The sequence below is a fragment of the Lentzea albidocapillata genome (assembly GCF_000719115.1).
In the GTDB taxonomy this organism is placed as follows: domain Bacteria; phylum Actinomycetota; class Actinomycetes; order Mycobacteriales; family Pseudonocardiaceae; genus Lentzea; species Lentzea albidocapillata.
In genome coordinates, this window is record NZ_JOEA01000003.1 from 99514 (window position 1) to 124588 (window position 25075).

23 protein-coding genes are annotated in these 25075 nt (G+C 69.3%); 10 read left to right on the forward strand and 13 right to left on the reverse strand.

Annotated elements, in window-relative coordinates; all coding sequences use genetic code 11:
- The first annotated feature begins 4 nt into the window (after positions 1-4).
- The 3 genes from IG04_RS0104010 to IG04_RS0104020 all read left to right on the forward strand — a co-directional run bounded on the left by IG04_RS0104010 (position 5) and on the right by IG04_RS0104020 (position 2648).
- Positions 5-793, forward strand: a complete 789-nt coding sequence (locus tag IG04_RS0104010) for an SDR family NAD(P)-dependent oxidoreductase (RefSeq protein WP_036013642.1) — start codon at positions 5-7, stop codon at positions 791-793.
- Positions 794-856: 63 nt separating this feature from the next.
- Positions 857-1690 carry an alpha/beta fold hydrolase gene (locus tag IG04_RS0104015; RefSeq protein ID WP_030475140.1) on the forward strand — a complete coding sequence of 278 codons (834 nt, stop codon included), beginning with the start codon at positions 857-859 and terminating at the stop codon, positions 1688-1690.
- Between the two features lie 367 nt (positions 1691-2057).
- Positions 2058-2648: a hypothetical protein gene (locus tag IG04_RS0104020; protein WP_030475141.1), complete on the forward strand. Its 591-nt coding sequence runs from the start codon at positions 2058-2060 to the stop codon at positions 2646-2648.
- On the opposite strand, the gene IG04_RS0104025 is transcribed toward IG04_RS0104020, so the two are convergent.
- The 3 genes from IG04_RS0104025 to IG04_RS0104035 form a co-directional block, all read right to left on the reverse strand.
- On the reverse strand, positions 2629-3090 hold the full coding sequence (locus IG04_RS0104025; RefSeq protein ID WP_030475142.1) for a hypothetical protein: 462 nt from the start codon (positions 3088-3090) through the stop codon (positions 2629-2631). The two genes, IG04_RS0104020 and IG04_RS0104025, sit on opposite strands and share 20 nt — an antisense overlap.
- 169 nt (positions 3091-3259) lie before the next feature.
- Positions 3260-6901: an nSTAND1 domain-containing NTPase gene (locus IG04_RS0104030; RefSeq protein WP_030475143.1), complete on the reverse strand. Its 3642-nt coding sequence runs from the start codon at positions 6899-6901 to the stop codon at positions 3260-3262.
- Positions 6902-6947: 46 nt separating this feature from the next.
- On the reverse strand, positions 6948-7670 hold the full coding sequence (locus tag IG04_RS0104035; protein ID WP_036013646.1) for a helix-turn-helix domain-containing protein: 723 nt from the start codon (positions 7668-7670) through the stop codon (positions 6948-6950).
- A 69-nt stretch (positions 7671-7739) separates the two neighbouring features.
- Here IG04_RS0104035 and IG04_RS0104040 point away from each other — a divergent pair, with 69 nt between their 5' ends.
- Positions 7740-8672, forward strand: coding sequence for an aldo/keto reductase (locus tag IG04_RS0104040; protein ID WP_030475145.1), 933 nt, complete (start codon positions 7740-7742; stop codon positions 8670-8672).
- On the opposite strand, the gene IG04_RS0104045 is transcribed toward IG04_RS0104040, so the two are convergent.
- The 3 genes from IG04_RS0104045 to IG04_RS0104055 form a co-directional block, all read right to left on the reverse strand.
- Positions 8665-8877, reverse strand: coding sequence for a DUF5703 family protein (locus IG04_RS0104045; RefSeq protein ID WP_030475146.1), 213 nt, complete (start codon positions 8875-8877; stop codon positions 8665-8667). The genes IG04_RS0104040 and IG04_RS0104045 overlap by 8 nt on opposite strands.
- The gene (locus IG04_RS0104050; protein WP_051768856.1) at positions 8874-9530 is read right to left on the reverse strand and encodes a YncE family protein; all 657 of its coding nucleotides are present in this window, start codon (positions 9528-9530) and stop codon (positions 8874-8876) included. Before IG04_RS0104050 ends, IG04_RS0104045 begins: the two co-directional genes overlap by 4 nt.
- A 207-nt stretch (positions 9531-9737) precedes the next feature.
- Complete coding sequence (locus IG04_RS0104055; RefSeq protein ID WP_030475148.1) at positions 9738-10703, reverse strand: aldo/keto reductase; 966 nt, start codon at positions 10701-10703, stop codon at positions 9738-9740.
- A 72-nt stretch (positions 10704-10775) separates the two neighbouring features.
- Here IG04_RS0104055 and IG04_RS0104060 point away from each other — a divergent pair, with 72 nt between their 5' ends.
- From IG04_RS0104060 to IG04_RS0104070, 3 genes are read left to right on the forward strand one after another with little or no spacing between them, the layout of a single operon-like run.
- Positions 10776-11825, forward strand: coding sequence for an LLM class F420-dependent oxidoreductase (locus tag IG04_RS0104060; protein ID WP_030475149.1), 1050 nt, complete (start codon positions 10776-10778; stop codon positions 11823-11825).
- The gene (locus tag IG04_RS0104065; RefSeq protein WP_030475150.1) at positions 11822-12649 is read left to right on the forward strand and encodes an undecaprenyl-diphosphate phosphatase; all 828 of its coding nucleotides are present in this window, start codon (positions 11822-11824) and stop codon (positions 12647-12649) included. Before IG04_RS0104060 ends, IG04_RS0104065 begins: the two co-directional genes overlap by 4 nt.
- 9 nt (positions 12650-12658) lie before the next feature.
- Positions 12659-13351: a histidine phosphatase family protein gene (locus tag IG04_RS0104070; protein WP_030475151.1), complete on the forward strand. Its 693-nt coding sequence runs from the start codon at positions 12659-12661 to the stop codon at positions 13349-13351.
- Here the strand turns inward: IG04_RS0104070 and IG04_RS0104075 are convergent.
- Both IG04_RS0104075 and IG04_RS0104080 read right to left on the reverse strand, forming a co-directional pair.
- A complete protein-coding gene (locus tag IG04_RS0104075) occupies positions 13323-14501 on the reverse strand; it encodes an RNA polymerase sigma factor (protein ID WP_030475152.1) in 1179 nt (392 codons plus the stop codon). The genes IG04_RS0104070 and IG04_RS0104075 overlap by 29 nt on opposite strands.
- Positions 14498-14872 (reverse strand): YciI family protein, encoded by a 375-nt coding sequence (locus tag IG04_RS0104080; protein WP_030475153.1) that lies wholly within the window; start codon positions 14870-14872, stop codon positions 14498-14500. Before IG04_RS0104080 ends, IG04_RS0104075 begins: the two co-directional genes overlap by 4 nt.
- Before the next feature lie 115 nt (positions 14873-14987).
- On the opposite strand from IG04_RS0104080, the gene IG04_RS0104085 reads away from it, so the two are divergent.
- Positions 14988-15437, forward strand: a complete 450-nt coding sequence (locus IG04_RS0104085) for a YybH family protein (RefSeq protein ID WP_030475154.1) — start codon at positions 14988-14990, stop codon at positions 15435-15437.
- Positions 15438-15848: 411 nt separating this feature from the next.
- Here the strand turns inward: IG04_RS0104085 and IG04_RS0104090 are convergent, their stop codons facing one another.
- Genes IG04_RS0104090 through IG04_RS0104100 form a run of 3 tightly spaced genes read right to left on the reverse strand, consistent with a single transcriptional unit; the run spans position 15849 to position 18434 of the window.
- Positions 15849-16967: a site-specific integrase gene (locus IG04_RS0104090; RefSeq protein ID WP_245816021.1), complete on the reverse strand. Its 1119-nt coding sequence runs from the start codon at positions 16965-16967 to the stop codon at positions 15849-15851.
- Positions 16964-18010: a threonine aldolase family protein gene (locus IG04_RS0104095; protein ID WP_036013651.1), complete on the reverse strand. Its 1047-nt coding sequence runs from the start codon at positions 18008-18010 to the stop codon at positions 16964-16966. The genes IG04_RS0104090 and IG04_RS0104095 overlap by 4 nt, the downstream gene beginning before the upstream one ends.
- 52 nt (positions 18011-18062) lie before the next feature.
- The gene (locus IG04_RS0104100; protein ID WP_030475157.1) at positions 18063-18434 is read right to left on the reverse strand and encodes a DUF4180 domain-containing protein; all 372 of its coding nucleotides are present in this window, start codon (positions 18432-18434) and stop codon (positions 18063-18065) included.
- Between the two features lie 216 nt (positions 18435-18650).
- On the opposite strand from IG04_RS0104100, the gene add reads away from it, so the two are divergent.
- The gene (add, locus tag IG04_RS0104105) at positions 18651-19679 is read left to right on the forward strand and encodes an adenosine deaminase (RefSeq protein ID WP_051768858.1); all 1029 of its coding nucleotides are present in this window, start codon (positions 18651-18653) and stop codon (positions 19677-19679) included.
- On the opposite strand, the gene IG04_RS48560 is transcribed toward add, so the two are convergent.
- Entirely contained in the window at positions 19595-20137 is a 543-nt protein-coding gene (locus tag IG04_RS48560; protein WP_084401008.1) for a hypothetical protein, read from the reverse strand. The two genes, add and IG04_RS48560, sit on opposite strands and share 85 nt — an antisense overlap.
- Before the next feature lie 202 nt (positions 20138-20339).
- On the reverse strand, positions 20340-20921 hold the full coding sequence (locus tag IG04_RS0104110; RefSeq protein ID WP_051768860.1) for a DUF4240 domain-containing protein: 582 nt from the start codon (positions 20919-20921) through the stop codon (positions 20340-20342).
- A gap of 235 nt (positions 20922-21156) precedes the next feature.
- Here IG04_RS0104110 and hrpA point away from each other — a divergent pair, with 235 nt between their 5' ends.
- Positions 21157-25023, forward strand: coding sequence for an ATP-dependent RNA helicase HrpA (gene hrpA / locus IG04_RS0104115; protein WP_030475160.1), 3867 nt, complete (start codon positions 21157-21159; stop codon positions 25021-25023).
- Positions 25024-25075: the final 52 nt, after the last annotated feature.

Consider the following 25075-nt stretch of genomic DNA (forward strand, 5'->3'; position numbering starts at 1 on the left):
CGCCGTGTCCACTGTGGACTTGACCGGACAGGTCGCGCTGGTCACGGGCGGCGCGCGGGGGATCGGCTCCGCCGTCGCGCACCGGCTCGCGAAGCTCGGGGCGAAGGTCGCGGTGCTCGACCTCGACGCCGCCGGCGCGCACCGGGTCGCGTCCGCGGTGGGCGGCATCGCCATCGCAGGTGACGTCAGCGATCCCGCGACCATGCCCGAGGCCGTGGCGCAGGTGGAGAAGGAGCTCGGCCGCCTCGACGTCGTGCACCTCAACGCCGGGATCGGTGGCGGTCAGGCCGGTGTGGACGACGCGCTGGACGTCGCCCGCTACCGCAAGCTGGTCGGCGTCAACGTCGACCACGTCGTGTACGGGCTCTGCGCGGCCGTGCCGGCTTTGCGGCGGCAGGGTGGCGGGAAGATCGTGATCACGGCGTCGCTGGCCGGGATCACGGCGATGCCGTCCGACCCGCTGTACACGCTGACCAAGCACGCGGTCGTCGGGTACGCGCGGGCGGCGGGCAAGGCGTTGGCGGGTGACGGCATCACGGTCTCCGCGCTGTGCCCTGGGTTCGTCGACACGTTGCTGCTGGGCGGGGCGAAGGAGGAGTTCGCCGCGGCCGGGTTCCCGTTGCTGACACCCTCGGACGTCGCGGAGGCCGTGCAGTCCGTGCTGGCCGAGGGCGGGCCGGGGGAGGCCTGGATCATCCAGCCCGGCGGCAAGGCGACGGCCTACGACTTCCGCGGTGTGCCGGGCGTCGGTGGCGGCCAGATGCCGCCCCCTGTGGTGCTCGGCCGCGTTTAGGGCGTGTCCTTGCGCCGTGTCGTCTCGTTAGGACGAACAGACGACACGGCGAAAGGACTCCGCATGGTGCGGCTGGAAGACGGAACCGAGCTCAACGTGCTGCGCGCGGGCGACCCCGAGTCGCCGGTGACGGTCGTGCTCGCGCACGGCTACGCGCTCGACCACCGCAGCTGGCACAAGGTCGTGGAGCAACTGAGCCCAGAGTTCCAGGTCATCGCCTACGACCACCGCGGCCACGGCAGGTCGGCCGGCGCGTCCAAGGAGACGGCCACGATCGACCAGCTCGGCGAGGACCTGGGCGAGCTGATCGAACGCGCGGTGCCGCAGGGCCAGGTCGTGATCGCCGGGCACTCGATGGGCGGCATGGCGGCACTCGCGATGGCCGAACGCAGGCCGCGGCTGTTCCGGCAACGGGTGCTGGGCAACGTGTTCGTGTCCACGGCGGCGAGCGGCATGTCCGAGACGTCGCTGGCGTGGCCCAAGGCCGTCGGGAAGCTCGTACGGGAGCTGGAACGGGCGTTCGGGCCGATCGTGCGCGCGGTGCGGGAGAAGATCGAGCCGGCCAAGACGGCGGGACTGCGCTGGTGGCTGTTCGGTGACCAGCCGGCGGACGAGGACGTCGACCTGACCGCGGACATGGTGTGGGGGCACTGGCCGGAGACGGTCGCGCTGTTCCGGCCCGCCGTGGACCGCTACGACCGCGAGGCCGGGCTGACCGTGGCCAAGGAGAAGGCCGTGGTCGCCGTCGTGGGGGACGAGGACCGGCTGGTGCCGGAGTCGGACGCGGCGAAGTTCGGCGGCACGTCGGTGATCTTGCCGGACGCGGGACATATGCTTCCGCTGGAGCGGCCGGCCGAACTCGCGAACCTGATCCGGGAGGTGGCGGCCAAGGCATAGCTGGGGGGCCGGTGCTGCACTACCTGGAACCGCGGACCGACGTGCTCGCGCGGTGACGTGCTGGTTCTGCCGTCGACGCCGGGGAACATCGGCGCGTTCGTGGTGCTGGCTCTGGTCACGTTCGTCGGCGAGCTCGGCCCGCTGATGTATCCGGTCGGAGGCGAAGGCCGAGCGGCGCGGCCTGTTGGAGCAGCCCTGGCGGCGGGTTCCGGCTCAGGTGCTGGGGAGTGCGGCGACAGGACCGACCGGCTGCTGCTGGACGGCCTGGTGCTCCAGGGCTGGTTCCAGGACCTGCCGGACATCGTGCTGGAACGGCAGGAGGTCTTCGTCTGCGGCCAGGACGCCGACCGCGGCGAGCCGGTATCCGGTGCGCGAGCGGGTGGAGCGGCCGCTCGGCCGGCCCTTGGACGACGAGGCGACCGCGCGGGCCTACCGGGGCATGCGCTGGGGAGTGCGGGCGTGGCTGTGGGCGGCCGTTCCGGCGGGTGCCGGCGCCGTGCTGGTCCTGCTGAGCCTGTTCCCGTTCGCCCCGGCCGGGCTGGTCGTGGGCGGGCTCACGCTGGTCTCCGGGCTGCTCGGCATCCCGACGTCGGTCGAGATCAGCCGCTGGTACCGCGACGCCGTGCTGGCGGTGGAGAACTCGGCGCAGTGGACGCCCGTGGCGATCACGCTGTTCCCGTGGCAGCCCAACCAGCACGTCGCCGGGCTCGCGGAGATGCCCGGCGGGCTCGCGCTGGTTCAGTTCGTGCTACCGGACCTGAACGTGATCGCGAACATCGCCGACACCGGCGTCATGTGGATCGCCGGGACGCACAGCGACGTGATCGCCGTGGGCGTGCCGAGGGTGCCGGTGCTGACGTTCGCCGCGGTCCAGCCGGATCGGGACACCCCGAAGGAGGACCCGATCCCCTGGATCCAGCGGTTCCACCAGCCCGACTTCAGCGGCCTGCCGCGCTAGGACGACGGCGTCCGGGCGGGCGGCCGAAGAGCCGCACGTGCTCGTCGACCAGCCAGTCCTTCAGCGGTGACCACTCCGGGTGGTGGTTGAGGACCAGCAGCCGGTGCATCCACCAGTTCGGGTCGTCGTGGCGGGGGAACGCGGCGAGCCACGCGGCCCGCTCGTCCGCCGTGAGGCCCCAGAGGTGCTGCAACTGGCCTTCTGCGTCCGTGTCGAGCTGGGCGGTGATCCGGCCGCCCTCCGTCTGCCATTCCGCGCGCAGTTCGCGCAGCACGGCTATCGCGCGCTCGTCACCTTCCTCGGCGGTGACGACGACTGTGTGCAGGCCCTGGGCCGCGGCTTGCGCGAGCAGGGCACGGGCGGATGTTTCGTCGTGCGGCAGTGCGCTGTGAGCGACCCCGACTTCTTGCGGCACGAGCTCCATGACCCAGAATCTGATCATATCGACAACCAGTTCGGTAAATTTTATTGCTTCAGTGTTGACTGATGAGTCACCTTCGGCCGGTTGGCCGCTCGCGTTGCACGAACGTTGTTGTACGACGCCCGGACGTCGACACCGCACAACCTTTTCGCACTACAACTAGGGCGAAAGGAAAGGTGAGCGGTGTTGTTCAGCAGAGAGGCCTCGGCTCGACGCCGGGGAAGTATTGCTCCCAATGACGAGTGGACAGGTGCGCCGTCGTAGTGGCGCACACGCGGGCTGCGGTCGCCTCGACGTCGATGTCCCAGACGCGGACGGTGCGGTCCGCGCCGGTGGTCGCCAGGGTGCGGTTGTCGGGCGCGAAGCCCACACCCCACACGCGTTCCGTGTGACCGTGCAGCACTGCCCGGACCTGGGGGTTTCGGGGATCGCTCACGTCCCACACGCGGATCACGTCGTCGGTCGTCCCGGCCGCGACGGTGGTGCCGTCAGGGGAGAACGCGAGGCGCTGCAGCGGCCCGCCGTCGTTGGGCAGGGAACCGAGCCTGCGCGGCTGCGCGGGATCACTGATGTCGTACAGCGCGCCGCTGCCGCCCTGGTTCGCCAGCGCCATCACGGTGCCGTGGATGACGACGGTGTAGACCTCCTCCCGGCCCGCCTGCCCGCCGCGGCGGATCGGACTCGGGTTGTCGTCGGTCTTCAGCGGCGGGTGGGCCCGGGGCCTGGCGGGGTCGCTGACGTCCCACAGGTGGAGCTCACGGCTGCCGTTCGCGATGACCAGCGTGCGGTCGTCCTCGGACAGCTCGACCTGCCAGACGGTGTCCGTCCTGGGAACGGCGAAACCGCCGGCCCTGACCGGGTTGCGCGGGTCGGTGACGTTCCACAGTCCCACGACACCCTCCACGTCGGCGACCGCGAGCATCCTGCCGTCGTGGCTGAAGGTGGCGGAGACGACCGGGGCGTTGGACGTGATCGCCCTGGTCAGTTCCCGCGGGGTGGCGGGGTCGCTGACGTCCCACAGGGCGGCGCCGGCCGTGGTCGACCCGAACAGGACGTCGCCTGTGGGGCTGACGTCGACGGTCTGGCCCTCGTCGTCCGGTGCGAACGCGGGGAGGGTCGAGAGCTCCTCGGCGTGCCGGTCCTCCGGGCGCCACAGCTTGATGGCGCCGTCGGAGGACACGGTCGCGAAGTAGCGTCCGCGCTTGTCGTAGTCGAGCTTCCACGCGATCTGCTCGTGCCGTGGGTAGGTGAGGTTGTCCACGTCGAGTACGCGGAACTCCGTGTCGTTGGTGGCCGCGACCATGTGGCGTGAGTCGGAGCTGAAGGTCACCGACGTGAGAGCGTCGCCGTGGCCGCCGATCACGGAGGCGAGCGCGACGTTGCGCGGGTCCCTCACGTCCCACAGGCGTGTGCCCTTGTCGCCGCCGGCGCTGGCGAGGAATCTGCCGTCGGGGGAGAAGGCCACCGTGTGGACGGAGAACGTGTGTCCACCGGCGAGGCTGAGAAGTGCGGGGTTGCGCGCGTCGGTGACGTCCCACAGCCGCACGTCGCCGTTGTCCGCGCCCGTGGCGATGGTGCGGCCGTCGGGGGAGAAGGCCACGCCGTCCATCGCCGTGTCGCCCGGCGCGGGGTCGATGGTGGAGAGCGGGGCGCCGGTCGCGAGCTCCCAGAGCTTGACGGTGCCGTCCCAGGAGGCGGACGCGATCGTGGAGCCGTCGGGGCTGAGCGAGAGGCCGTGCGCGTTGCCGTCGTGGGCCTGGATGGTGCGGATCACGGTGGCGGGGCCGGAGACGTCCCAGATCCTGATCGTCCTGTCCTGGCCGCTGCTGACGAGTGAGCGGCCGTCGGGGGTGAACTGCACGGCCTGCACCTGGCCGGTGTGGCCGGCGATGCGCGCCTTCTCGACGGGCTTGCGCGCGTCGGAGACGTCGAACAGGCGGACGAAGCCGTCCCAGCCGGCCGTGGCGATGGTCTTGCCGTCCGGGCTGAACGCCATCCCGTGGGTGGCGTGGTCGCCCGCGCGGACGCGGCCCAGTTCCTTGGGGTGGTAGGAGTCGGTGAAGTCCCAGATGATCAGCATCCGGTCGTCACCGGTGGTGGCGAGGAGCGTGGCGTCCGGGCTGAACACGGCGTACGACGCCGGTTCGTCGTGCCCGCTGACGACGGTGACCTGCGGCGCGGAGAACGTGCTGAGCAGGCTGTCGCGGGCGGTGGGCAGGCCGGTGAGGCGGTAGGCGGCCAGCCGGAGCTGGCTCGCCAGCCCGGGGTCGCGCTCCTGCAGGCCGTTGGCGTCGGCGATGGCCTTCTGGGCGAGCGCGATGGTGCGTTGCTCGGTGGTCTGGCGTTGTGCCCGTACGGCGAACACGGTCGCGGTGGTGGCCACGAGCAGCAGCGTGGCGAGCAACGCGACCACGCGGCGCAGGTTGGTGGTGCGGCGTTTCTCGGTGGCCAGTTCGTGTTCGGCCGCGGTTTTGCTGGCGTCGAGGAACGACTTCTCCGCGGCGTTGAGCGCGTCGGGTTCGCGCTGGGCCCAGTCGGTGGCCTGGGTGAGCGACACCCCTCGGTACAGCGAGCCGGGGTCGCGGTCGTGCGCTTCCCAGTCCGCGGCGGCGGCGGTGAGCCGGCGGTGCACGCGCAGGTCGTCGCGTGTCTCGGCGAGCCAGTCCCGCAGGCGCGGCCAGCTGCGGATGACGGCTTCGTGGCTGATCTCGACGCTGTCGTCGTCGACGGTGAGGATGCGTGCCCCGGCGAGGTGTTCGACGACGTCGTCGGCGGCGAGCTCGGACCGTTTGACGTGGCGTTTGGTGTCCTCGGTGCCGACGCCCGGGGTGATCAGGCGCAGGAAGACCTGACGGGCCTGGACGCGTTGCCGCTCGTCGAGGCCGGTGTAGGCGTTCTCGGCGGTGTTGGCGATCGCGCGGGCGATGCCTCCGCTCTCGTGGTAGCTGGAGAGCGTCAGGGTGTTGCCGCGCTTGCGTTGCCACGTTTCGAGCAGTGCGTGGCTGACGTGGGGGAGGACGCCGGGCTCGCCGGTGGCGTCGGCGATGAGGCGGGCGACGAGTCCGGTCTCGAGCGCGCAGCCGACCTCGACGGCGGGCTGGGTGATGGCCTTGCGCAGCTCGTCGGTGCTCATCGGGCCGACCAGGACCTGGGCGTTCTCGACGGCGCCGACGAGGTCGGGGTAGCGGGCGCAGTGGCCGTAGAAGTCGGCGCGCATGCCGATCACGGTCTGGCCGTCGCGGCGGGTGAGCGCGGCGATGAACTCGTCACGGTGGGGGAGCGCGAAGATCTCCTCGAACTGGTCGACCACGAGCAGGCCCTCGACCAAGGGGAGTGTCTCGTGGGTGCCCGGGGTGATCAGCTCACCCGGCACGCGGGCCAGCAGACCGGCTCTGAGCAGTGACGACTTGCCCGAGCCCGAGGCGCCGACGACGAGCACGGCGTCGTGGTGCTCCAGCTTGCCCAGCAGCTTGCCGACGAGTCGTTCCCGCCCGAAGAAGCGGTCGGCGTCGTCCTCGGTGAACGCCTTGAGGCCGACGTAGGGGGAGTCGCCCTCGGACTGCTGCGGCTCGGCCTCGCCGATCTCGCGCCAGCGTTGTTCCCACACCTCTTCGTCGCCGCCGCAGGCACGGACGAACGCGAGCGACGCGGCGAGGCTGGGCAGCCGCTGGCCGCGGGCGGCGTCGGCGAGGGTGCTGGCGGAGTAGTGGCTGAGCCTGCCGAGTTCGCGGTAGCCGGGGGAGCCGGCCTTCTCGCGGAGCTTGCGCAGGTCGAAGGCGAACTGTTCAACAGGCCCGGCGAACGGGTCGAGCGGTCTTTCCGGGCGGGGCATGGCGGCGAGTCTTTCATCCGTTCGTGTTCCGACTATCTCTATAGCTTCAGTGTTGACTGAAGTAAATCATCAATCGATGCTCGCCTTCACCCGCCAGGTAAAGCGTCTCGAACACCAGGAGGTGAGCGCCCCAGCGCTCGGTACCGGTGGCCGCAGGCAGGGACGACGCGGCGTCGTAGCGATCCGTGAAGGCGGCGCCGACGGTGAGGGAGAGTTCGAACGCGAGCGCTGCCGCGGCGTGATCGCCCAGGTCAGCGGCCGCGCGGAGGGTGGCGGCGCGGTCGTTCGCGACCTGGTCCCAGTCGGGGTAGTGGGCCTTGGCCCGCGGGGTGAAGGCGAAGCGGACGAGGTTGAGTTCGTCGTCCAGCCCGGAGATCTCGCGGAACCGTGCGGTGCTCGCGAGGACGTCGCCGGCGGGGGAGAGCACGGCGGCCGCGGCAGGTTCGAGGGTGTCCAACATCGCCTGCACGGTGGGGCGCAGCGGCGGAGGCGGGGGAGGGAAGCAGTTCGTGTCCGCCTTGATCAGGCGGTACAGGTGGACGCGCTCGTCCGCGGTCATGGTCAGGGCGTCCGCGAGGGCGGACAGGACCTGGCCGGAGGGGGAGCGGTCGGTGCCGCGTTCGAGGCGGGTGAGGTACTCGACGCTGATGCCGGCGCGGTCGGCGAGTTCGCCGCGGCGCAGGCCGGGGGTGCGGCGGCGCCCGGTGGCCGGGGGAGCGGTGGCTTCCCGGCGGGCGCGCAGGAAGCGGCCCAGTGCGTTGTCGGCCATGATCGGCGAGTTTAGAGGGGCCCTGAGCCGGTCTCCCTGGATCCGCCGGTCGCGGTGATGCTGTGGATCATGAGATATCGACTGTTCGGCCGGACCGGCCTGCGCGTCTCGGAGTTGTTGCTGGGCACGATGACGCTGCGTTCGGAGGACCTCGCGCGGCGGGTGGTCGGCGCCTACGCCGACGCCGGTGGGAACTTCCTCGACACCGCTTCGGCCTACGGCGAGAGCGAGGAGGTCCTGGGTGCGGTGCTGACGCGGCGGGACCGGTTCGTGCTGGCGACGAAGTACGCGTTGTCGCGGGACGCGGCGGATCCGAACGCGGGCGGGAACCACCGCAAGAACCTGGTGCTGTCGCTGGAGCAGTCGTTGCGGCGGTTGCGGACGGACTACGTGGACGTGCTGTGGGTGCATCTGTGGGACCGGCACACGCCGGTCGAGGAGACGATGCGGGCGCTCGACGATGTGGTGCGGGCGGGCAAGGTGCTCTACGTCGGGGTGTCGGACGCGCCGGCGTGGTTCGTGGCGCGGGCGAACGCGCTGGCGGAGTGGCGGGACTGGACGGCGTTCGCGGGGTTGCAGGTGCCGTACAACCTGCTCAGGCGCGATGTGGAGCGGGAGTTGTTGCCGATGGCGTCGGCGCTGGGGCTGACGGTGGCGGCGTGGGCGCCGCTGGCCGCGGGGAAGCTCTCCGGTGGCACGCAGCGGTCCGGCCCTCTGTCCGCGCGGGAGGAGGGTGTGGTGGGGGCTGTGCGGGCGGTCGCGGAGGAACTGGGCGCGACGCCGGCTCAGGTGGCGTTGGCGTGGGTGCGTGCGTCAGGGGCGCTGCCGCTGGTGGGCGCGCGGACTCCGGAGCAGGTGCTGGACTGTCTGGGCGAGGTCGTGCTGCCGCCGGAAGCGGTCGCGCGCCTGGAGGCGGCGGCCCCGTTCGAGCGGGGCTTTCCGGCGGACTTCATCGCCGAGTGCGAGCCGGCGGCGTTCGGCGACGGGCTGGTGGTCAGGTGATGAGGCCTGGCACCAGGGCGGGCTGGCGCTTGCGGCGGAGCCAGATCTTGCGGGAGCCGTCGCCGTAGAGGAGCGTTCTGGAGAGTTCCCAGCCCGCGAACTCGGCGTGGATGGCCAGCTGCGTGGTCGCGGTGCGGCGGGAGATGCCGGGCGGCAGACGCAGCGGCCGGTATTCCCAGTCCCCGTCGATCACCCCTTCGTTCATGGTGAGATCACCTGTATCCCTCCGTTGTCGCCGGACGTGACGGTGACGCGTCCGGATTCCTGGTCGACGCTGACGGTGTTGGGCTGACGCACGGTGGGGAACCGGTACTTCTCGGCCGGTTCCCCGGCGGCGACGTTGAGTCCCACGACCTCGTTGCGCTCGGTGAGCGTGATCCACGCGATGTCGCGCTTGGCGTCGTAGGCGATGCCGTAGGGCGTGCCGGGCATCGGGTAGCGCTGGCGCATGATCAGCGGGTTGATGGAGAACGCGATGAACTCGCCGCCGCGGGTGTCGACGACGAGCAGGCGTCCGAAGCGGTCGGGGACGCCGTTGGTGGCGCCGTCGCCCGCGCGCAGGCCGGCGCCCCTGGTCTCGGTGCCCTTGTCGTCGGTGGTCATCTCGAAGACGGCGCTGCGTAGCCGGTCGAGTTCGACGTTGCGGCCGTTGACCTGGAACTTCAGGGTGGTGCCGCCCTCGGAGAACGTGCCGCCGGGGGTGATGGCGCCGGGCGGCGTGCCGTTCTGGGCGGGGGAGAGGGCGGGCTTGGCCGCCTCGAGGACTTCGGCGACCTGCAGCGGATCCTGTGACCCCTCGCTCTGGCCGCACGCTGTCAGAGCGGCGGTGGTCAGGATCAGAGCAGCGAGCCGGCGCAAGAGCGGTTCCTCCGTACAACGTCGTGGTCTTTTCCAGCATCCACGACGTTCGGTCGAAGGTCACGCAAGGGGTGGGGTGAAATCCCGATCGGCGGCCTTCCGGTACTTATCTCTATAGCTTCAGTGTGGCCTGAAATTAATACTCAATCACAGTCCCGACAACCTCCAAGCGCCGGTCATGACAACCAGCACAGAAAAGGGGCCAAGTCAGAGCATGGGGCGTTCGGGATAGCCCAGTTCGATGGCGCTGACGTCGTCCAGTGCGGCCCTGATCGCCGGCGGCAACGTCAGGTGCTCGGCTTCCAGGGACGCGATGAGCTGGTTCGTGTCGCGGGCGCCGACCACGGGTGCGACGACGCCAGGGCGGTCCCGGACCCAGGCCAGGGCGACGCACAACGCCGAGGTGCCGAGGCCTTCGGCGGCGGTGGAGACGGCCTGGACGATGCGGGCGGCGCGGTCGTTGCGGTGTTGTTCGACGTAGCCGGCGAAGTGGGCGGAGGCGCCGCGGGAGTCGGGTGGTGTGCCGTTGCGGTACTTGCCGGTGAGGACGCCGCGGCCGAGTGGTGCCCAGGGCAGGAGTCCGAGGCCGTGGTGCAGGGCGGCGGGGGCGACTTCGCGTTCGATGCCGCGTTCCAGCAGGGAGTACTCGACCTGGGTGGAGATGAGCGGGTACGTGGTGGGGGTGAGGGCGGCGGTGGCGAGTTGCCAGCCGCTGTAGTTGGAGATGCCCGCGTATCTGACTTTGCCGGAGGAGATGGCGTGGTCGAGGGCGGACAGGGATTCCTCGACGGGGACGCCGGCGTCCCAGGCGTGGAGTTGCCAGAGGTCGATGTGGTCGACGCCGATGCGGTGCAGGGAGCCGTCGAGGGCGGACAGGAGTGCGCCGCGGGAGGCGCCTCCGCCGAAGGGGCCTTCGGTGCGGCGGGCGACGGCTTTGGTGGCGAGGACGAGTTCGTCGCGGGGGACGACTTCTCCGAGGAGGGTGCCGAGGATGCGTTCGGCTTCGCCTTCGGAGTAGACGTCGGCGGTGTCGATGAGGGTGCCGCCGGCGTCGGCGTAGGCCATGAGCTGGGTGGCGGCCTCGTCCGCGTCGGTGTCGCGGCCCCATGTCATCGTGCCCAGTGCCGTTCTGGACACGCGGAGGCCGCTGCGGCCGAGGTATCGCTGTTCCACGTGCGCGATGCTAAGGGGTGATCATCGGTTGAGCCTGGCAATCGGTGTTACTGACCGGTAGGGTCTTGCCGTGTGAAGCTCGGACTGAACCTCGGATACTGGGGCGCCGGCAACGACGCCGCGAACCTTGAGCTGGCCAAAGAGGCCGACCGACTCGGTTTTTCGGTGGTGTGGGCCGCGGAGGCCTACGGTTCCGACGCGCCGACGGTGCTCGCGTGGGTGGCCGCGCAGACCGAACGTATCGACGTCGGTAGCGCGATCTTCCAGATTCCGGCGCGGACGCCGGCGATGGCGGCGATGACCGGGGCCACTTTGGACACGCTGTCGGGTGGCCGGTTCCGGATGGGTCTCGGTGTGTCGGGTCCGCAGGTGTCGGAGGGCTGGCACGGTGTGCGGTTCGACAAGCCGTTGGCGCGCACGCGTGAGTATGTGGCGATCGTGAAGAAGGCGCTGTCTCGGGAGAAGTTGCGTTATGAGGGTGAGCACTACACGCTGCCGCTTCCCGATGGTCCGGGTAAGGCGTTGCAGCTGACGGTGCACCCCGTGCGTGACCAGATCCCGATCTACCTCGCCGCTGTCGGCCCGAAGAACCTGGAGCTGACGGGGGAGATCGCGGACGGGTGGCTGGCGATCTTCTTCTCGCCGGAGTACTCGGCGGAGTCGCTGGCGTCGGTGAAGGCCGGTCGTGAGAAGGCCGGTAAGACGATGGACGGCTTCGACGTGGTGCCGACGGTGCCGTTGATCGTGGGTGAGGACTGGAAGGCGTGTGCGGACCCGGTTCGGGCGTACACGGCGCTCTATGTCGGTGGCATGGGTTCGCGCAAGCAGAACTTCTACAACAACCTGATGGTGCGTATGGGTTTCCCGGCTCAGGCCGAGGAGATCCAGGAGAAGTACCTGGCTCGTGACTACGCCGGTGCGATGGCGGCGATCCCGCTGGAGTTCCTGGACGCGACGTCGTTGCTGGGCCCGAAGGAGCGCATAGCAGACAGGATGAAGGCGCTCGCCGCGGCGGGGGTCACCACGCTGTCCGTTTCGCCGATGCTGCAAGATCTGGAGCAGGGGATCGCTGGTCTTCGGACCGCGGCCGAGGCTTTGGATCTGGCAGGAGTGGGTAGTTGAGCTGGTTGCAGGCTCTGGTCCTCGGACTGGTCCAAGGACTGACGGAATTCCTGCCGATTTCCAGCAGTGCGCACCTGCGGATCACGTCGACGCTGTTCTTCGGCAACGACGCGGGTGCTTCGTTCACCGCGGTCATCCAGCTGGGTACCGAGGTGGCGGTGTTGATCTACTTCGCCAAGGACATCGGGCGCTTCATCAGCGCCTGGTTCCGTGGTCTCTTCAGCGCGGAGGCGCGCAAGGAGAGGGATTACCGGCTCGCCTGGTACGTGATCATCGGTTCCGTGCCGATCTCGGTTCTCGGTTATCTGCTGAAGGACGAGATCCGGACGTCGGCGCGGAACCTGTGGATCACGGCGACGATGTTGATCGTGTTCGGTCTGCTGCTGGGTCTGGCGGACCATCTCGCGAAGCAGCAGCGTGACGAGTTGCGGATGAAGGACGCGATCGGGATGGGGCTGGCGCAGGCCCTGGCGCTCATCCCGGGTGTTTCTCGTTCGGGTGGCACGTTGACGGCGGGTCTGTTCCTGGGGCTGAACCGTGAGGCGGCGGCGCGGTACTCGTTCCTGCTGGCGATTCCGGCGGTGTTCGGGGCGGGGTTGTTCTCCATTCCGGACGTGCTGGAGCGTTCGGGTACGGGTGTGCAGGCGTCGGTTCCGCAGATGGTCGTGGCGACGCTGATCTCGTTCGTGGTGGGGTACGCGACGATCGCGTGGTTGTTGAAGTATGTGTCGAAGCATTCGTATTCGGCGTTCGTGTGGTACCGGTTGATGCTGGGTCTGGTGCTGATGGGGCTGCTGTCGATGGGGTTGCTGCAGCCGATCTAAGGTGGGTTCGTGGCTACGGTGATCCTGCTTCGGCATGCGCGTTCGACCGCCAACGGTTCCGGTGTGCTCGCCGGGCGTTCGCTGGGTGTGGGTTTGGACGAGCGGGGGCAGGCGCAGGCGACGGCTCTGGTGTCGCGGTTGAAGGACGTTCCGGTCAGCGCGGTGGTGTCGTCTCCTTTGCAGCGGTGTGAGGAGACGTTGGCGCCGTTGCTGGCGGATCGGTCTTTGGAGGCGGTGGCGGAGCCGGATCTGTCCGAAGTGGATTACGGGGCGTGGACCGGTAAGGCGTTGAAGGACCTGTACGACGAGCCGTTGTGGGCGGTTGTGCAGCAGCATCCTTCCGCCGCGGTGTTTCCGGATGGTGAGGGGCTGGCGCGCGTTCAGGCTCGTGCGGTGGCGGCGGTGCGGGCGCATGATGCGCGTGTTTCCGAGGAGCATGGTCCTGGTGCGGTGTGGGTGTTGTGTTCGCACGGTGATGTGATCAAGGCTGTGCTGGCGGATGCGCTGGGTGTGCATCTGGACGGGTTCCAGCGGATCGTGGTGGATCCGTGTTCGATCTCGGTGGTGCAGTACACGCAGACGCGGCCTTTTGTGTTGCGCACCAATGACAATGGTGGGGATTTGTCGGGTGTCGTGCCGGTGGCGCCGCCGCAGGAGGCTCCGTCGTCGGACGCTACCGTGGGTGGCGCGACCGGGACCTGAGGTAGCGCTGTTCCGGTGCGCTCAGGGTGAGTTTGGCGGCTTTCTCGTATTCCTGGCGTGCTTGGTCGTGGTCTCCTTGCAGGTCGAGGAGATGTGCTCGGACGGCGTGCACGCGGTAGTGGTCGAGGTCCAGTGTGGACAGTTCGTCGAGTGCTTGTCGCGGGCCGTGGACCATGGCGACGGCGACGGTGCGGTTGAGTGAGACCATCGGGCCGGGTGCGGTGACGGTGAGCAGGTCGTAGAGGCCGAGGATTTCGTTCCAGTCGGTGTCTTCGGCCTTGGTGGCGTCGGCGTGGACTGCCGCGATGGCCGCTTGCAGCTGGTAGGGGCCGATCTGGGCGGTCTTGAGCGCGGTGCTGACCAGGTTGGTGCCTTCTTCGATCGCTGCGGTGTCCCAGCGGGTGCGGTCCTGTTCGGCGAGCGGGATGAGTGTGCCGTTGGTGTCGGTGCGGGCGGGGCGGCGTGCGTCGGTGAGCAGCATCAACGCGAGCAGTCCGGTGAGTTCGCCGTCGGCTGGTCTGCGTTTGTGCAGTTGCCGGGTGAGGCGGAGGGCTTCGGCGGTGAGGTCGACGCGCACGAGGTCGTCGCCTGAGCTGGCGGTGGAGCCTTCGGTGAAGATCAGGTAGAGCACGTGCAGGACGGCGGTGAGGTCCTGTGGTGGCCGGAACTTGGCGCCGGACTGTTTGATCTTCTGTTTGGCGCGGCTGATGCGTTGCGCCACTGTCGCTTCGGGGACGAGGAACGCTCGTGCGATCTCGGCGGTGGTGAGTCCGCCGACCGCTCTGAGTGTGAGGGCGATCTGCGAGGCGGTGGTGAGTGATTCGTGGCAGCACAGGGCGAGCAGGGTGAGGGTGTCGTCCTGTGCCGGCACCGGGTCGGGTGGTGTGGGGGTGAGGGCGACGACCTTGTCCTCGCGGTGGCGGCGGGCGGTGTCGGAGCGGTACTGCTCGATCCATCGTCGTGAGGCGGCGGTGATGAGCCAGCCCTTGGGGTTGTCCGGGATGCCGTCGGCCGGCCATTGCTGGGCGGCGCCGAGCAGGGCTTCCTGCACGGCGTCCTCGCAGATGTCGAACTGGCCGTGGCGGCGTACGAGCACGCCGAGGACCTGCGGCGCGAGTGTGCGCAGCAGGCCCTCCACCTCAGGGTTCACAGGCCGTCCAGCATGGACGTGTCCCAGACCGGCCGGACCTCGATGCCGTCGTTGTGGGCGTCGGGCAGTGTCGCGGCGTGGGCGATGACCTGGTCGATCGAGTCGGCTTCGACGAGGTAGAACCCGGCGAGGTATTCCTTGGCCTCGGCGAAGGGTCCGTCGGTGACGACGACCTCGCCGCCGCGGATGCTGACGCCTTTGCCGGTCTCGGGTCCGGGGAGGCCTTCGCTGACGATGAGCTCACCGGAGGCGCGGAGCTTGTCGGACAGGTCGTAGTGGTCCTTGCCGAACTGTGCCTGCTGCTCTTCGGTGAGCTTGTCCCACGCGGCCCGCGACTTCGGGTTGCTGTAGATGAGGATCAGGTACTTCACGTGCGGCCTCCCGGCTCGTGGCTGGCTGGCGGAAAAATCTTCTCACCGTCATGTCGAGACCGCGGGTCATGTCTCGACACCGGTGTGTCAGCCGATTTCGACGGAGGGTTTCGAGATGACTCACACGCTGGTGCAGGACGAGGCGGCGATCCGCGAGACGTTCACCGAGCACGAGGAAGGCATGCGGCTGCGTGATCCCGCGCGGATCGCGGCCCGCTACGCCGACGATGTGGTGACGTGTACGTTGGCGCCTCCGTTGCGTAACTCCGGGCCGGACGCGCGGGACGTGGAGGCGTTGGCGGGGTGGATGGCCGGGTTCACGGGGCCGATCACGCTGGAGCACCGGGATCTGACGGTCGTCGTGTCCGGTGACGTGGCGTTCGCGCACGGGCTGGCGCGGCTGTCGGCGGTGCCGGTCGGCTATCCCGAGGGTTTCTCGATGTGGATGCGCACGACGGTGGGGTTGCAGCGGCGTGACGGGCGGTGGCTGGTGACGCACGCGCATGACTCGGTGCCGTTCCATATGGACGGGTCGTTCCTGGCGGCGACTGATCTGGAGCCCTGAGCACGACCGTGCCGAGGCCCGGACCGTGCAGGGGGTCGGTCCGGGCCTCGGCGCTTCTTCGGCGGCGGGTCTGTGTGACGTTCGTTCACCGTGGTGGCGTTACAGGGGTGCCGGGGCGAACACCCGGCCGTCGTCTATGACCGGGCGTGGTGATCGTATTGCTCTCAGTGCATGCGATCAGCCACTCCCAAAATGCGAGATCGCTTCATGATTTGGACTGAGTCGCTGGTCAGGACACCGGGTTTTGTCCGGATGGTGGAACATAAGAGCAGCTCAACGGCGTGGAAACACGACGGAAACTTCCCGGTACGTACGTTCCTTCGGCGTAGCCCGCTACTCCGGGTGGTGCAGCCCTACCGGCGGGGATCTTGTTTATAGTTAACTACACAGAGTGAGAGCTGGGTCACAGATTCACAGGCCCAGGCGGGTCACGGCGTTGTCCTCGAGGGGATTCGCGGTCCGGATGTAGCGGTGCACCGTGCGCGGGTTGGTCCACCGGCCCTGCCGCATGATCTCCCGGTCGCTCGCCCCGCCCAGCGCCGCCTGCGTCGCGAACCCCGCCCGCAGCGAGTGCCCGCCGAACAACGCCGGATCCAGGCCCGCCCGCACCGCGTACCGCTTCACCAGCTCCGCGACCGCGCGCCCCGACATGGCCTTGGTGCCGATACCGCCGTGCCGGTTCACCACCGGGAACACCGGGCCCTGCCGGACGACCGCCTCGAAGCCGTGGCAGCGGTGCAGGCCGGTCTCGGAGAGCTCCTTGCCGCCGAGCACGTCGGCCCAGTCCGCGAACGCGCACACCGGGCAGGTCGGCCGCCTGCTCCCGCGTGGCAGCACCACCTGCTGCTGGTGCTTGCCCGTCTGGTCGGTCTTCGTCGTGCCCAGCCGGATCAGCAGCAACGGCTCGTGCGTGCGCGGATCCATGTCCACCGTGACGTCGGAGAACTCGATCTGTGCCAGCTCGCTGCGCCGCAACGCGCCGGCGAACCCCACCAGCAGCAGCAACGCGTCTCTCGCGCGCGCCGGGCCCGCCTGCGGTCGTTCGTTCAGCAGCGCTTCGAGGGTGTCGAGCAGCACCGGCCGTTTGCGCCGGGGCTGCGACTTGCGGGTGCGCCGCACACCGCGCAGCGTCAGCCGTACGACGTCGCTGCGCGTCGGGCTCGGCAGGCCGTTCGCCGCGTGCACCGCCGAGATCGCCGCCGACTTGCGTTCCAGCGTCGAGGCCCCGAACGCCGGCGACCCGTCCGGTTTCACCGTGTCCGCCGCGACCGCCAGATAGACCGCCACGTCCAGCGGATCGGCCGGCAACGCCTGACGGCCCTCCGCCTGGCACCACCCGGCCCACGCGATCCAGTCCGACCGGTACGCCCGCACCGTGTTCGGCGACTGCGCGCTGCGCAGGTACCCGGCCAGCGAGGCCGCCTGCTCGTCGTCGAACCTCTCGCGCACGCCCGCGAGCGCGTCGACGTCGATCAGGACCGAGTGCGAGACCCTGACCAGCGCGTGCTGGACGGGTTCGGGCAGGCTCACACCCGCGATGGTAGCCCTCTGATCAACTCCACCACCTCGCGCGGCGTGAACTCCAGGCCGCTGATCCCCACGCTCACCTCGAAGCTGCACCGGCGCGGATCCGGATTCGACCGCGTGTACAGGAACAGCCTGATCCCCGTCTCCCGCAGCAGGTGCTCAGCGGCCCGCTGCGCGTCGTGGCGCGACAACGGCAGGTGGACGTGGAACAGGGGAGTGGCGGGCACGTCCGGTGTCGTGTGCGCGAACCCGTCCTCGTTGATCGCCCGTGCGAGGGCCTGGGCGTGGTCGCGGAACTCGGCCATCCTCGGCAGGTTCACGTCCATGCCCATCAACGCGATCGCGGCCAGCGGCCACGCGTCGGCGATCGCCCCGCCCATCCGGCGCCGCCACACCGCCGCCTGCCCGATCGTCTCGCCGTCGCCGGCGAGCACCGCGCCCCGCACACCTTCGAGTCCTTTGTAGAGCGACACGTACACCGTGTCGAACAACGCGGAGATCTCGGCGAACGTGGCGTCGTAGCCGGTCTGCGCCTCCCACAGCCGCGCGCCGTCGCAGTGCGCGGCCGCACCCGACCGTCTCGCCCACGCCGTCTGCGCCGCCAGGTCGGCGAACGCGGGCAGCACGCCGCCGATGTCGCGTTGCGGCAGTTCGAACACCACCGCCGCGAGCGGTTCGCGCACCGCCTTCAGATCGTCGAGGCCGAACAGTTCGTTGCGGTCGCCCACGGGATGGAACCGCAGGCCGTGCAGCGCGTTGTAGCCCTGGTTCTCCCACACGTGCAGGTGCGTCTGGGGATGCCCCGCGAACGACCGGCGGCCCGTCCTGTCGGCGTGCACCCGCAACGCCACCTGCTGCGCCATCGTTCCCGACGGGAAGAACAAGGCCTCGGGCTTGCCCAGCAGGCCTGCGACCCGTTCCTCCAGTTCCCGCACCGGGTCCTCCGGCCGCGTCCGGGGCGTGACCTGCTCGGTGAGACGGCGGAGGACCTCGTGCGGCGATCTGCGCGGGCCACTGTGCTGCGAGAGCGAACGACGGATGTCCATACCCGCGACACTACCTATTGCCAGCCATGTGCAATAGAGCTGTTCGGCGTGGTCAGGCCGCCGCGCTCAGCCGTGCGTCCAGTTCCGCCTCATCCGCCACGAACCACAGCTGCCGGCCCCGGTTCGACTCGTACACGAAGTCCCGCAACGCCGTGCTCGCCGCGACCTGCTCCGTGATGTCGCCGACCACCGCGACCGCGAAGCCGTACTGCTGGAACTTCTGCACCACCGCACCCGCCACCCGTGTGCGCAACACCAGGAAGTCCTCGGACAACCGCGCCACCGGCAACACCAGCCACCGCACGTCCTGACCCCACAACGTGCCGATCAGGTCCACAGCGGACTGCTCGTCGGTGATCGGGGGACCGTCCTCGGCGCACATCAGCACCGTCGCGCCGTGGCGCGTCCGCACAACATCAGGCATGGCACCGGAACCTAGTAGCGGCACCCGCCCGATGTCGCGCCGAATACCCGCGCGCGCCCGGTGATCACCGGGCGCCAGGCTCGGCGCACGCGATCGGCCGGAGGAGGTGAGTCCCGTCAACGCGGTCAACCCAGATGCGCGGTGACGTTCCTCGCCGGATGACGCCCGCGAAAATGCCGGGCGCCCGCCGACCGGCCTTGGGTAGCGTCGCGCCACATGCGTGACCTCGCGACGTTGCCCAAAGCCCACCTGCACGTGCACCTCGAAAGCACCGTGCGCGCGGACACCCTCGCGGAACTCGCCGAGCACCACGGCGTCGACGTCCCCGCCGTGCAGACCGGGGCGTTCGACGGCTTCGCGCAGTTCGCCGCCCACAACGGGGCAGTGCGGGACTGCCTGCGGCGAGCCGAGGACTTCCGCCGGATCGCGTACGAGTTCTGCGCCGAGGAAGCAGCGCAGGGGACCCGGTACGCCGAGGTGACGTTCACCGCGGCAGCGCACGGAGAACGGCTCGGTGATCCGGACATGCCGCTCGAGGCGGTGTTGTCCGGGCTCGCCGCAGGACAGGCCGCCCACGGCATCGAATGCCGTGTGATCGTGGACCACCCCAGGAAGCGATCGGTAGCGCGACTGCGCGACTCACTGCGGCTCGCGACGGCACACCCACAGGTCGTGGCGATCGGGACGGCCGGAGCGGAGGACTACCCGCTCACCCCGTTCGCCGGCGTCTTCCGTGCCGCGCGAGACGGCGGGGTCGGACTCGTGCACCACGCCGGGGAGTGCTGCGGAGCGCCCAGTGTCGCCGAAGCCGTGACCGTCGGGCTCGCCGACCGGATCGGGCACGGGTTCCGGGCGCTCGACGATCCGGAAGTCGTCGCGCTGCTGCGGGACCGCGCCATACCGCTCGAAGCCTGCCCGTCGTCGAACGTCGCGCTGGGACTGGTCGAATCCCTCTCCTCTCATCCGCTGCCACTGCTCATCGACGCCGGGCTGACCGTCACGCTCAGCACCGACATCCCCGCCTCCACCGGCACCACGCTCACCGACGAATACCGCCTGCTGCGCGAACACCTCGGCTTCGGCGACGACGCCCTCGCGCGCATCGCCACCAACGCCGTCGACGCGTCCTTCGCGCCGGAGGACACGAAGACCTCGCTGCGTCAGGACATCGCGGCCTGGCGGGCCGGCTCGAAACACACCAGCCCGTGCCGCGACGCCAGCAACGCCACCAGATCCAGCACCTGACGCTGCCCCGGCCACACCACGTGCACGATCACCGCGTCCACCCCCACCGTCAGCGCCTCGTCCCACGACACCGGCGACGCGGGATCCGGCGACGTGCGCCGTAACTCCCGCACGAACGCCGCCACCGCCGGCTCGAACGCCCCCAACGGCGAGGACCGCAACTCCGCATAGCGGGCCGCCGCCTCCGGGAAGGACGCCGGACCAGGAGCCCGCCACACCACCACGTCGACCGGAACAGCCCTGGGCACGGCCATCACGCCACCTTCCCGAACAACGCACTCGTCCGCGGAACCCGCGCGGCGACCTCCACCGGAGCCACCGCGATCCCACGACTCATCCACCGGAGCCACCGCGCGCACCGCGGCCAGGGCGGCGGTGCGCCGCTCCAGCCGGCCGTCCTGATCGGAGGCCGCCACACCGGACGACTCGGCCGGGCCCCAGAACGCGTTCAGGTCCATGCCGGGAACGCTAGCGAGAGGGTCTGACAATTTTTGAAGCCTCGGCATCAGTGCAGGTCACAGGCCGCACGATGCCGGACGGATGGGCTATCGGACGGCAGGTGAGGGGATGCCGAACGTGCCAGGTCCTGGACCGCGAGCGGCGCCTCGCCGGCAGCGCTCCGGCGACCGTGCCCGCGTCGAGGTCGCGGACCGGCTGGCCTCACGCCGCCTCCTCCAGCCCGCCGGACAGCTCCCACAGCCGGGGCAGCCGCACCGCCGCCTCCACCGGCGAGTCCAGATCCCACACCTCACCGGTGAACGGGCCCGCGTCCGTCACCGGCACGTGGCCCAGGATCGCCAGCGCGTTGTCCAGCGACCGCCCCGTCGCCAGGAAGAACGCCTCACGCGCCACCCCGGACAGCCCCTCCCACAACGGCCACGCCGCGTCCGGCCACGACTGCGCCCCGACCGCCAGCAGCGTCCGCACCGCCGGCACTTCGGCCAGCGCGTCCGGTGAGGCCGCCACCGAGGCCAGCACCTCGCGGCCCAGCCCGATCACCCACGACTGGAACTCGAAGAAACTGTCGGCGGAACACAATCCATCACACACGACATAAGCCGCGTGCCAGTGTAAGAACGTGTTCACGCGACCGCGTGAAGCACTCAGCAAAGTCTCGAAACCGCAAATGTCACCCGGCGGCAGCAAAGCCAGCCGCGACGTCAGCCACACGCGGCGTTCATGCTGGTCAGAGGAGGCAGAAGCCGACTGGTCGAGCAGTGCCCAGAAGACGTCGAGATCCATACCCATGACGTTATCGAAGGGGTCTGACAATTCGCGGCACCCGCCGGACGGAGCACCGGGAAAGCTGTCCCGCGGCTTTTTCCGGACAACTCCGGCAGCTGCGGAATGCCGCGTCCGGCCACGGGCCCCGGCGGCGCCACGGCATCGCGAAGTAGGCGATCTCACGTGCCGGCGGCGGGGTCTGACGGTTATTGACGCGAGCGAACCCGCACGCCCTGTCTATCCTTGAACCCAAATGGACACCCCGCACGCTGAACTGCACAAACGCCTGCCCGAGCTCATGCCGCGTGATCAACGCCGACTCGCCAGGCGCCTCGACAGCGCACGCAAGGTCAAAGACCCTCTGGCGCGCAAGAAGATCACCGAGGAGATCGCCGCCCAGATAGACGAGGCCGCGCTCAAGGTCGCGCTGCGCCGGGAGTCCGTTCCCAAGATCAGCTATCCGGCCGAGCTGCCGGTCAGCCAGCGCAAGGACGACATCAAGGACCTGATCGAGCACAACCAGGTCGTGATCGTCGCCGGCGAGACCGGGTCCGGCAAGACCACGCAGCTGCCCAAGATCTGCCTGGAACTCGGCCGCGGCATCACCGGCCAGATCGGTCACACCCAGCCGCGCCGCATCGCCGCGCGCACCGTCGCCGAACGCGTCGCGGAGGAGCTGGGCACCAAGCTCGGTGACACGATCGGCTACAAGGTGCGGTTCACCGACCAGTCCGGTGACGAGACGCTGGTCAAGCTCATGACCGACGGCATCCTGCTCGCCGAGATCCAGACCGACGCCACCCTGTCGCGCTACGACACGATCATCATCGACGAGGCCCACGAACGCAGCCTCAACGTCGACTTCCTGCTCGGCTACCTCAAGCAGCTCCTGCCGCGCCGCCCCGACCTCAAGATCATCATCACCTCCGCCACGATCGACCCGCAGCGCTTCAGCCAGCACTTCGGCGACGCCCCGGTCATCGAGGTCTCCGGCCGCACCTACCCCGTCGAGACCCGCTACCGGCCGCTGGAGGAGGACGACGACCAGACCCAGGGCATCATCAACGCCGTCCGCGAACTGCAGGCCGAAGGCCCCGGCGACGTCCTGGTGTTCCTGTCCGGCGAACGCGAGATCCGCGACACCGCCGAAGCCCTCAAGCAAGAGGACCTCCGCAACACCGAGATCCTCCCGCTCTACGCGCGCCTCTCGGTGGGCGAGCAGCATCGGGTTTTCCAGCGGCACACCGGCCGGCGCGTCGTGCTCGCCACCAACGTCGCCGAGACCAGCCTCACCGTGCCGGGCATCAAGTACGTCGTGGACCCCGGCAACGCCCGCATCTCCCGCTACAGCCACCGCCTCAAGGTCCAGCGCCTGCCGATCGAACCCATCAGCCAGGCGTCCGCGAACCAGCGCAAGGGCCGCTGCGGCCGCGTCAGCGAAGGCATCTGCATCCGCCTGTACTCCGAAGAGGACTTCGAGGCCCGCCCGGAGTTCACCGACGCGGAGATCCTGCGCACCAACCTCGCCAGCGTCATCCTGCAGATGACCAACATCGGCCTGGGTGACGTCGCGAAGTTCCCGTTCATCGACCCGCCCGACGCCCGCAACATCAACGACGGCATCGGCCTGCTCCAGGAGCTCGGTGCGATCAACGCCGCCGAGAAGAAGCTCACCGCGACCGGCCGCAAACTCGCCGCGCTCCCCGTCGACCCGCGGCTGGGCCGCATGGTCCTCGAAGCCGACACCACCGGCTGCCTCACCGAGGTCATGATCATCGCCGCGGCACTGTCCATCCAGGACCCCCGCGAACGCCCCGCCGACCAGCAGGAAGCCGCGACCCAGCAGCACGCCAGGTTCGTGGACGCCGAATCCGACTTCGTCACGTTCCTCAACCTGTGGCAGTACCTCAAAGAACAGCAGAAGGAACTGAGCGGCAACCAGTTCCGCAAGCGCTGCAAGGCCGAGTTCCTCAACTACCTGCGCGTGCGCGAATGGCAGGACATCTACCTGCAGCTGCGCCAGGTCGCCAAGCAGATCGGCATGCACCCGGGCGACCAGCCCGGCGACCCGCGCAACATCCACATCGCGCTGCTGTCCGGGCTGCTCAGCCACATCGGCGTCAAGGACGTCCTCAAGAAGCAGGCCCCCGGCGAGAAACGGCGCCCCCTCACCGAGTTCCTCGGCGCCCGCAACGCCAAGTTCGCGATCTTCCCCGGCTCCGCGCTCGCGAAGAAACCACCGCAGTGGGTGATGGCCGCCGAACTGGTCGAGACCAGCCGCCTGTGGGGCCGCATCGCCGCCAAGATCGAACCCGAATGGGCCGAACGTCTCGGCGAACACGTCGTCAAACGCCAGTACAGCGAACCGCACTGGGAGAGCAAACGCGGCAGCGTCGTCGCCCTGGAGAAGGTCACGCTCTACGGGGTGCCGATCGTCGCCGGCCGCAAGGTCAGCTACGGCCGCATCGACCCCGCACTCTCCCGTGAGCTGTTCATCCGCCACGCGCTCGTGCAGGGGGAGTGGACCACGCACCACCGGTTCTTCCACACCAACCGCGCGCTGCTCGACGAGGTCGGCGAACTGGAGAACCGGGCACGGCGCCGCGACATCGTCGTGGACGAGGAGACGCTGTTCGAGTTCTACGACAAACGCGTCGCCGCCGAGGTCGTGTCCGCGCGGCACTTCGACTCGTGGTGGAAGAAGCAGAAGGACAAGAACCAGCTCACCTTCACCAAGGACATGCTGGTCAACGACCGCGCCGACGTCACCCCCGACGCGTATCCCGACCAGTGGCGCCAGGGCGAGCTCACGCTGCCGCTGAGCTACCACTTCGAGCCCGGCACGAAGAACGACGGCGTCACCGTCCAACTCCCGCTTCCCGCGCTCACCGCCCTGGACGACGACGCGTTCTCCTGGCAGATCCCCGGCCTGCGCCACGACCTCGTCGTCGCGCTCATCCGCTCGCTGCCCAAGCAGATCCGCCGCAACTTCGTGCCCGTCCCCGACGTCGCCACCGCCGTGCTCGCGCGCATCAAACCCAGCGAGTCCAGCCTGCTCAGCGGCGTCGAACGCGAACTCAAAGCACTCACCGGTGTCACCGTGCACCGTGAGGACTGGCAGTTCGACGCCGTCCCCGACCACCTCAAGCTCACCTTCCAGGTCGTCGACGAGCACAACCGCACCCTCGCCGAGGGCAAGGACATCGCGGTGCTCAAGGAGAAGCTGCGCGACGAGGTCCGCGAATCGCTCAGCCAGGCCGCCGGGCACCTCGAACGCGCCGGGCTCACGACCTGGGACTTCGACGCGCTGCCGAAGACCATCGAGCAACGGCAGTCCGGCATCACCGTCACCGCCTACCCGTCACTGCTCGACATGGGCGAGAGCGTCGCGATCAAGGTCCTCGACACGCCCGGACGGCAGGCCTTCGCGCACCGCCGCGGCGTGCGCAGGCTCCTGCTGCTCGGCATCAACTCGCCCGTCAAGCACCTGCAGCGCCACCTCGACAACGCCGCCAAACTCGCGCTCACCCGCAACCCCCACGGCGGCGTCGCCGCGCTGCTGTCGGACTGCATCATGGCCGCCGTCGACCGGCTCATGGGCGAGCCCGCCTGGGACGCCAAGTCCTACGCCGCCCAGCTCAAAAAGGTCCAGGCCGCGCTGAACGACACCACCTGGGTCGTCGTGCAGGAGGTCCGCAAGGTCCTCGAAGCCGCCCACGAGGCCGAACTGGCACTGACCGGCCTCAAAGGCGCCCCGGACTCGGCCAACGACATCCGCGCACACCTCAACTCGCTGGTGTACAAGGGATTCGTCACCCACACCGGCTACGACCGGCTGCCCGACCTCGTGCGCTACCTCAAAGGCATCGCGCGGCGCATCGAGAAACTGCCCGAGAACCCGCGCCGCGACCTCGACTGGACCAACCAGGTCCACCAGGTCCACGCCGAGTACCGCGAACTGCGCGCGCAGACCCCGGCCGACGAACCCGCCCCCGAACTCGACGAGATCCGCTGGATGATCGAGGAACTGCGCCTGTCCTACTTCGCCCAGACCATCAAGACCCGGTACACGGTCAGCGACAAGCGCATCTACAAGGCACTCGACGCCGTGCCGTTGTAAGTCGCAGAATACATGGAGTTTCCAACTATTGGATTTTCCATGTAATGTGGCG

Coding starts and splice junctions, on each gene's coding strand:
- IG04_RS0104015 (WP_030475140.1), top strand. CDS start 857: ATGGTGCGGCTGGAAGACGGAACCGAGCTCAACGTGCTGCGCGCGGGC.
- IG04_RS0104025 (WP_030475142.1), bottom strand. CDS start 3,090: ATGATCAGATTCTGGGTCATGGAGCTCGTGCCGCAAGAAGTCGGGGTC.
- IG04_RS0104030 (WP_030475143.1), bottom strand. CDS start 6,901: ATGCCCCGCCCGGAAAGACCGCTCGACCCGTTCGCCGGGCCTGTTGAA.
- IG04_RS0104035 (WP_036013646.1), bottom strand. CDS start 7,670: ATGGCCGACAACGCACTGGGCCGCTTCCTGCGCGCCCGCCGGGAAGCC.
- IG04_RS0104040 (WP_030475145.1), top strand. CDS start 7,740: ATGAGATATCGACTGTTCGGCCGGACCGGCCTGCGCGTCTCGGAGTTG.
- IG04_RS0104045 (WP_030475146.1), bottom strand. CDS start 8,877: ATGAACGAAGGGGTGATCGACGGGGACTGGGAATACCGGCCGCTGCGT.
- IG04_RS0104085 (WP_030475154.1), top strand. CDS start 14,988: ATGACTCACACGCTGGTGCAGGACGAGGCGGCGATCCGCGAGACGTTC.
- IG04_RS0104095 (WP_036013651.1), bottom strand. CDS start 18,010: ATGGACATCCGTCGTTCGCTCTCGCAGCACAGTGGCCCGCGCAGATCG.
- IG04_RS0104100 (WP_030475157.1), bottom strand. CDS start 18,434: ATGCCTGATGTTGTGCGGACGCGCCACGGCGCGACGGTGCTGATGTGC.
- add (WP_051768858.1), top strand. CDS start 18,651: ATGCGTGACCTCGCGACGTTGCCCAAAGCCCACCTGCACGTGCACCTC.
- IG04_RS48560 (WP_084401008.1), bottom strand. CDS start 20,137: ATGGACCTGAACGCGTTCTGGGGCCCGGCCGAGTCGTCCGGTGTGGCG.
- IG04_RS0104110 (WP_051768860.1), bottom strand. CDS start 20,921: ATGGATCTCGACGTCTTCTGGGCACTGCTCGACCAGTCGGCTTCTGCC.
- hrpA (WP_030475160.1), top strand. CDS start 21,157: ATGGACACCCCGCACGCTGAACTGCACAAACGCCTGCCCGAGCTCATG.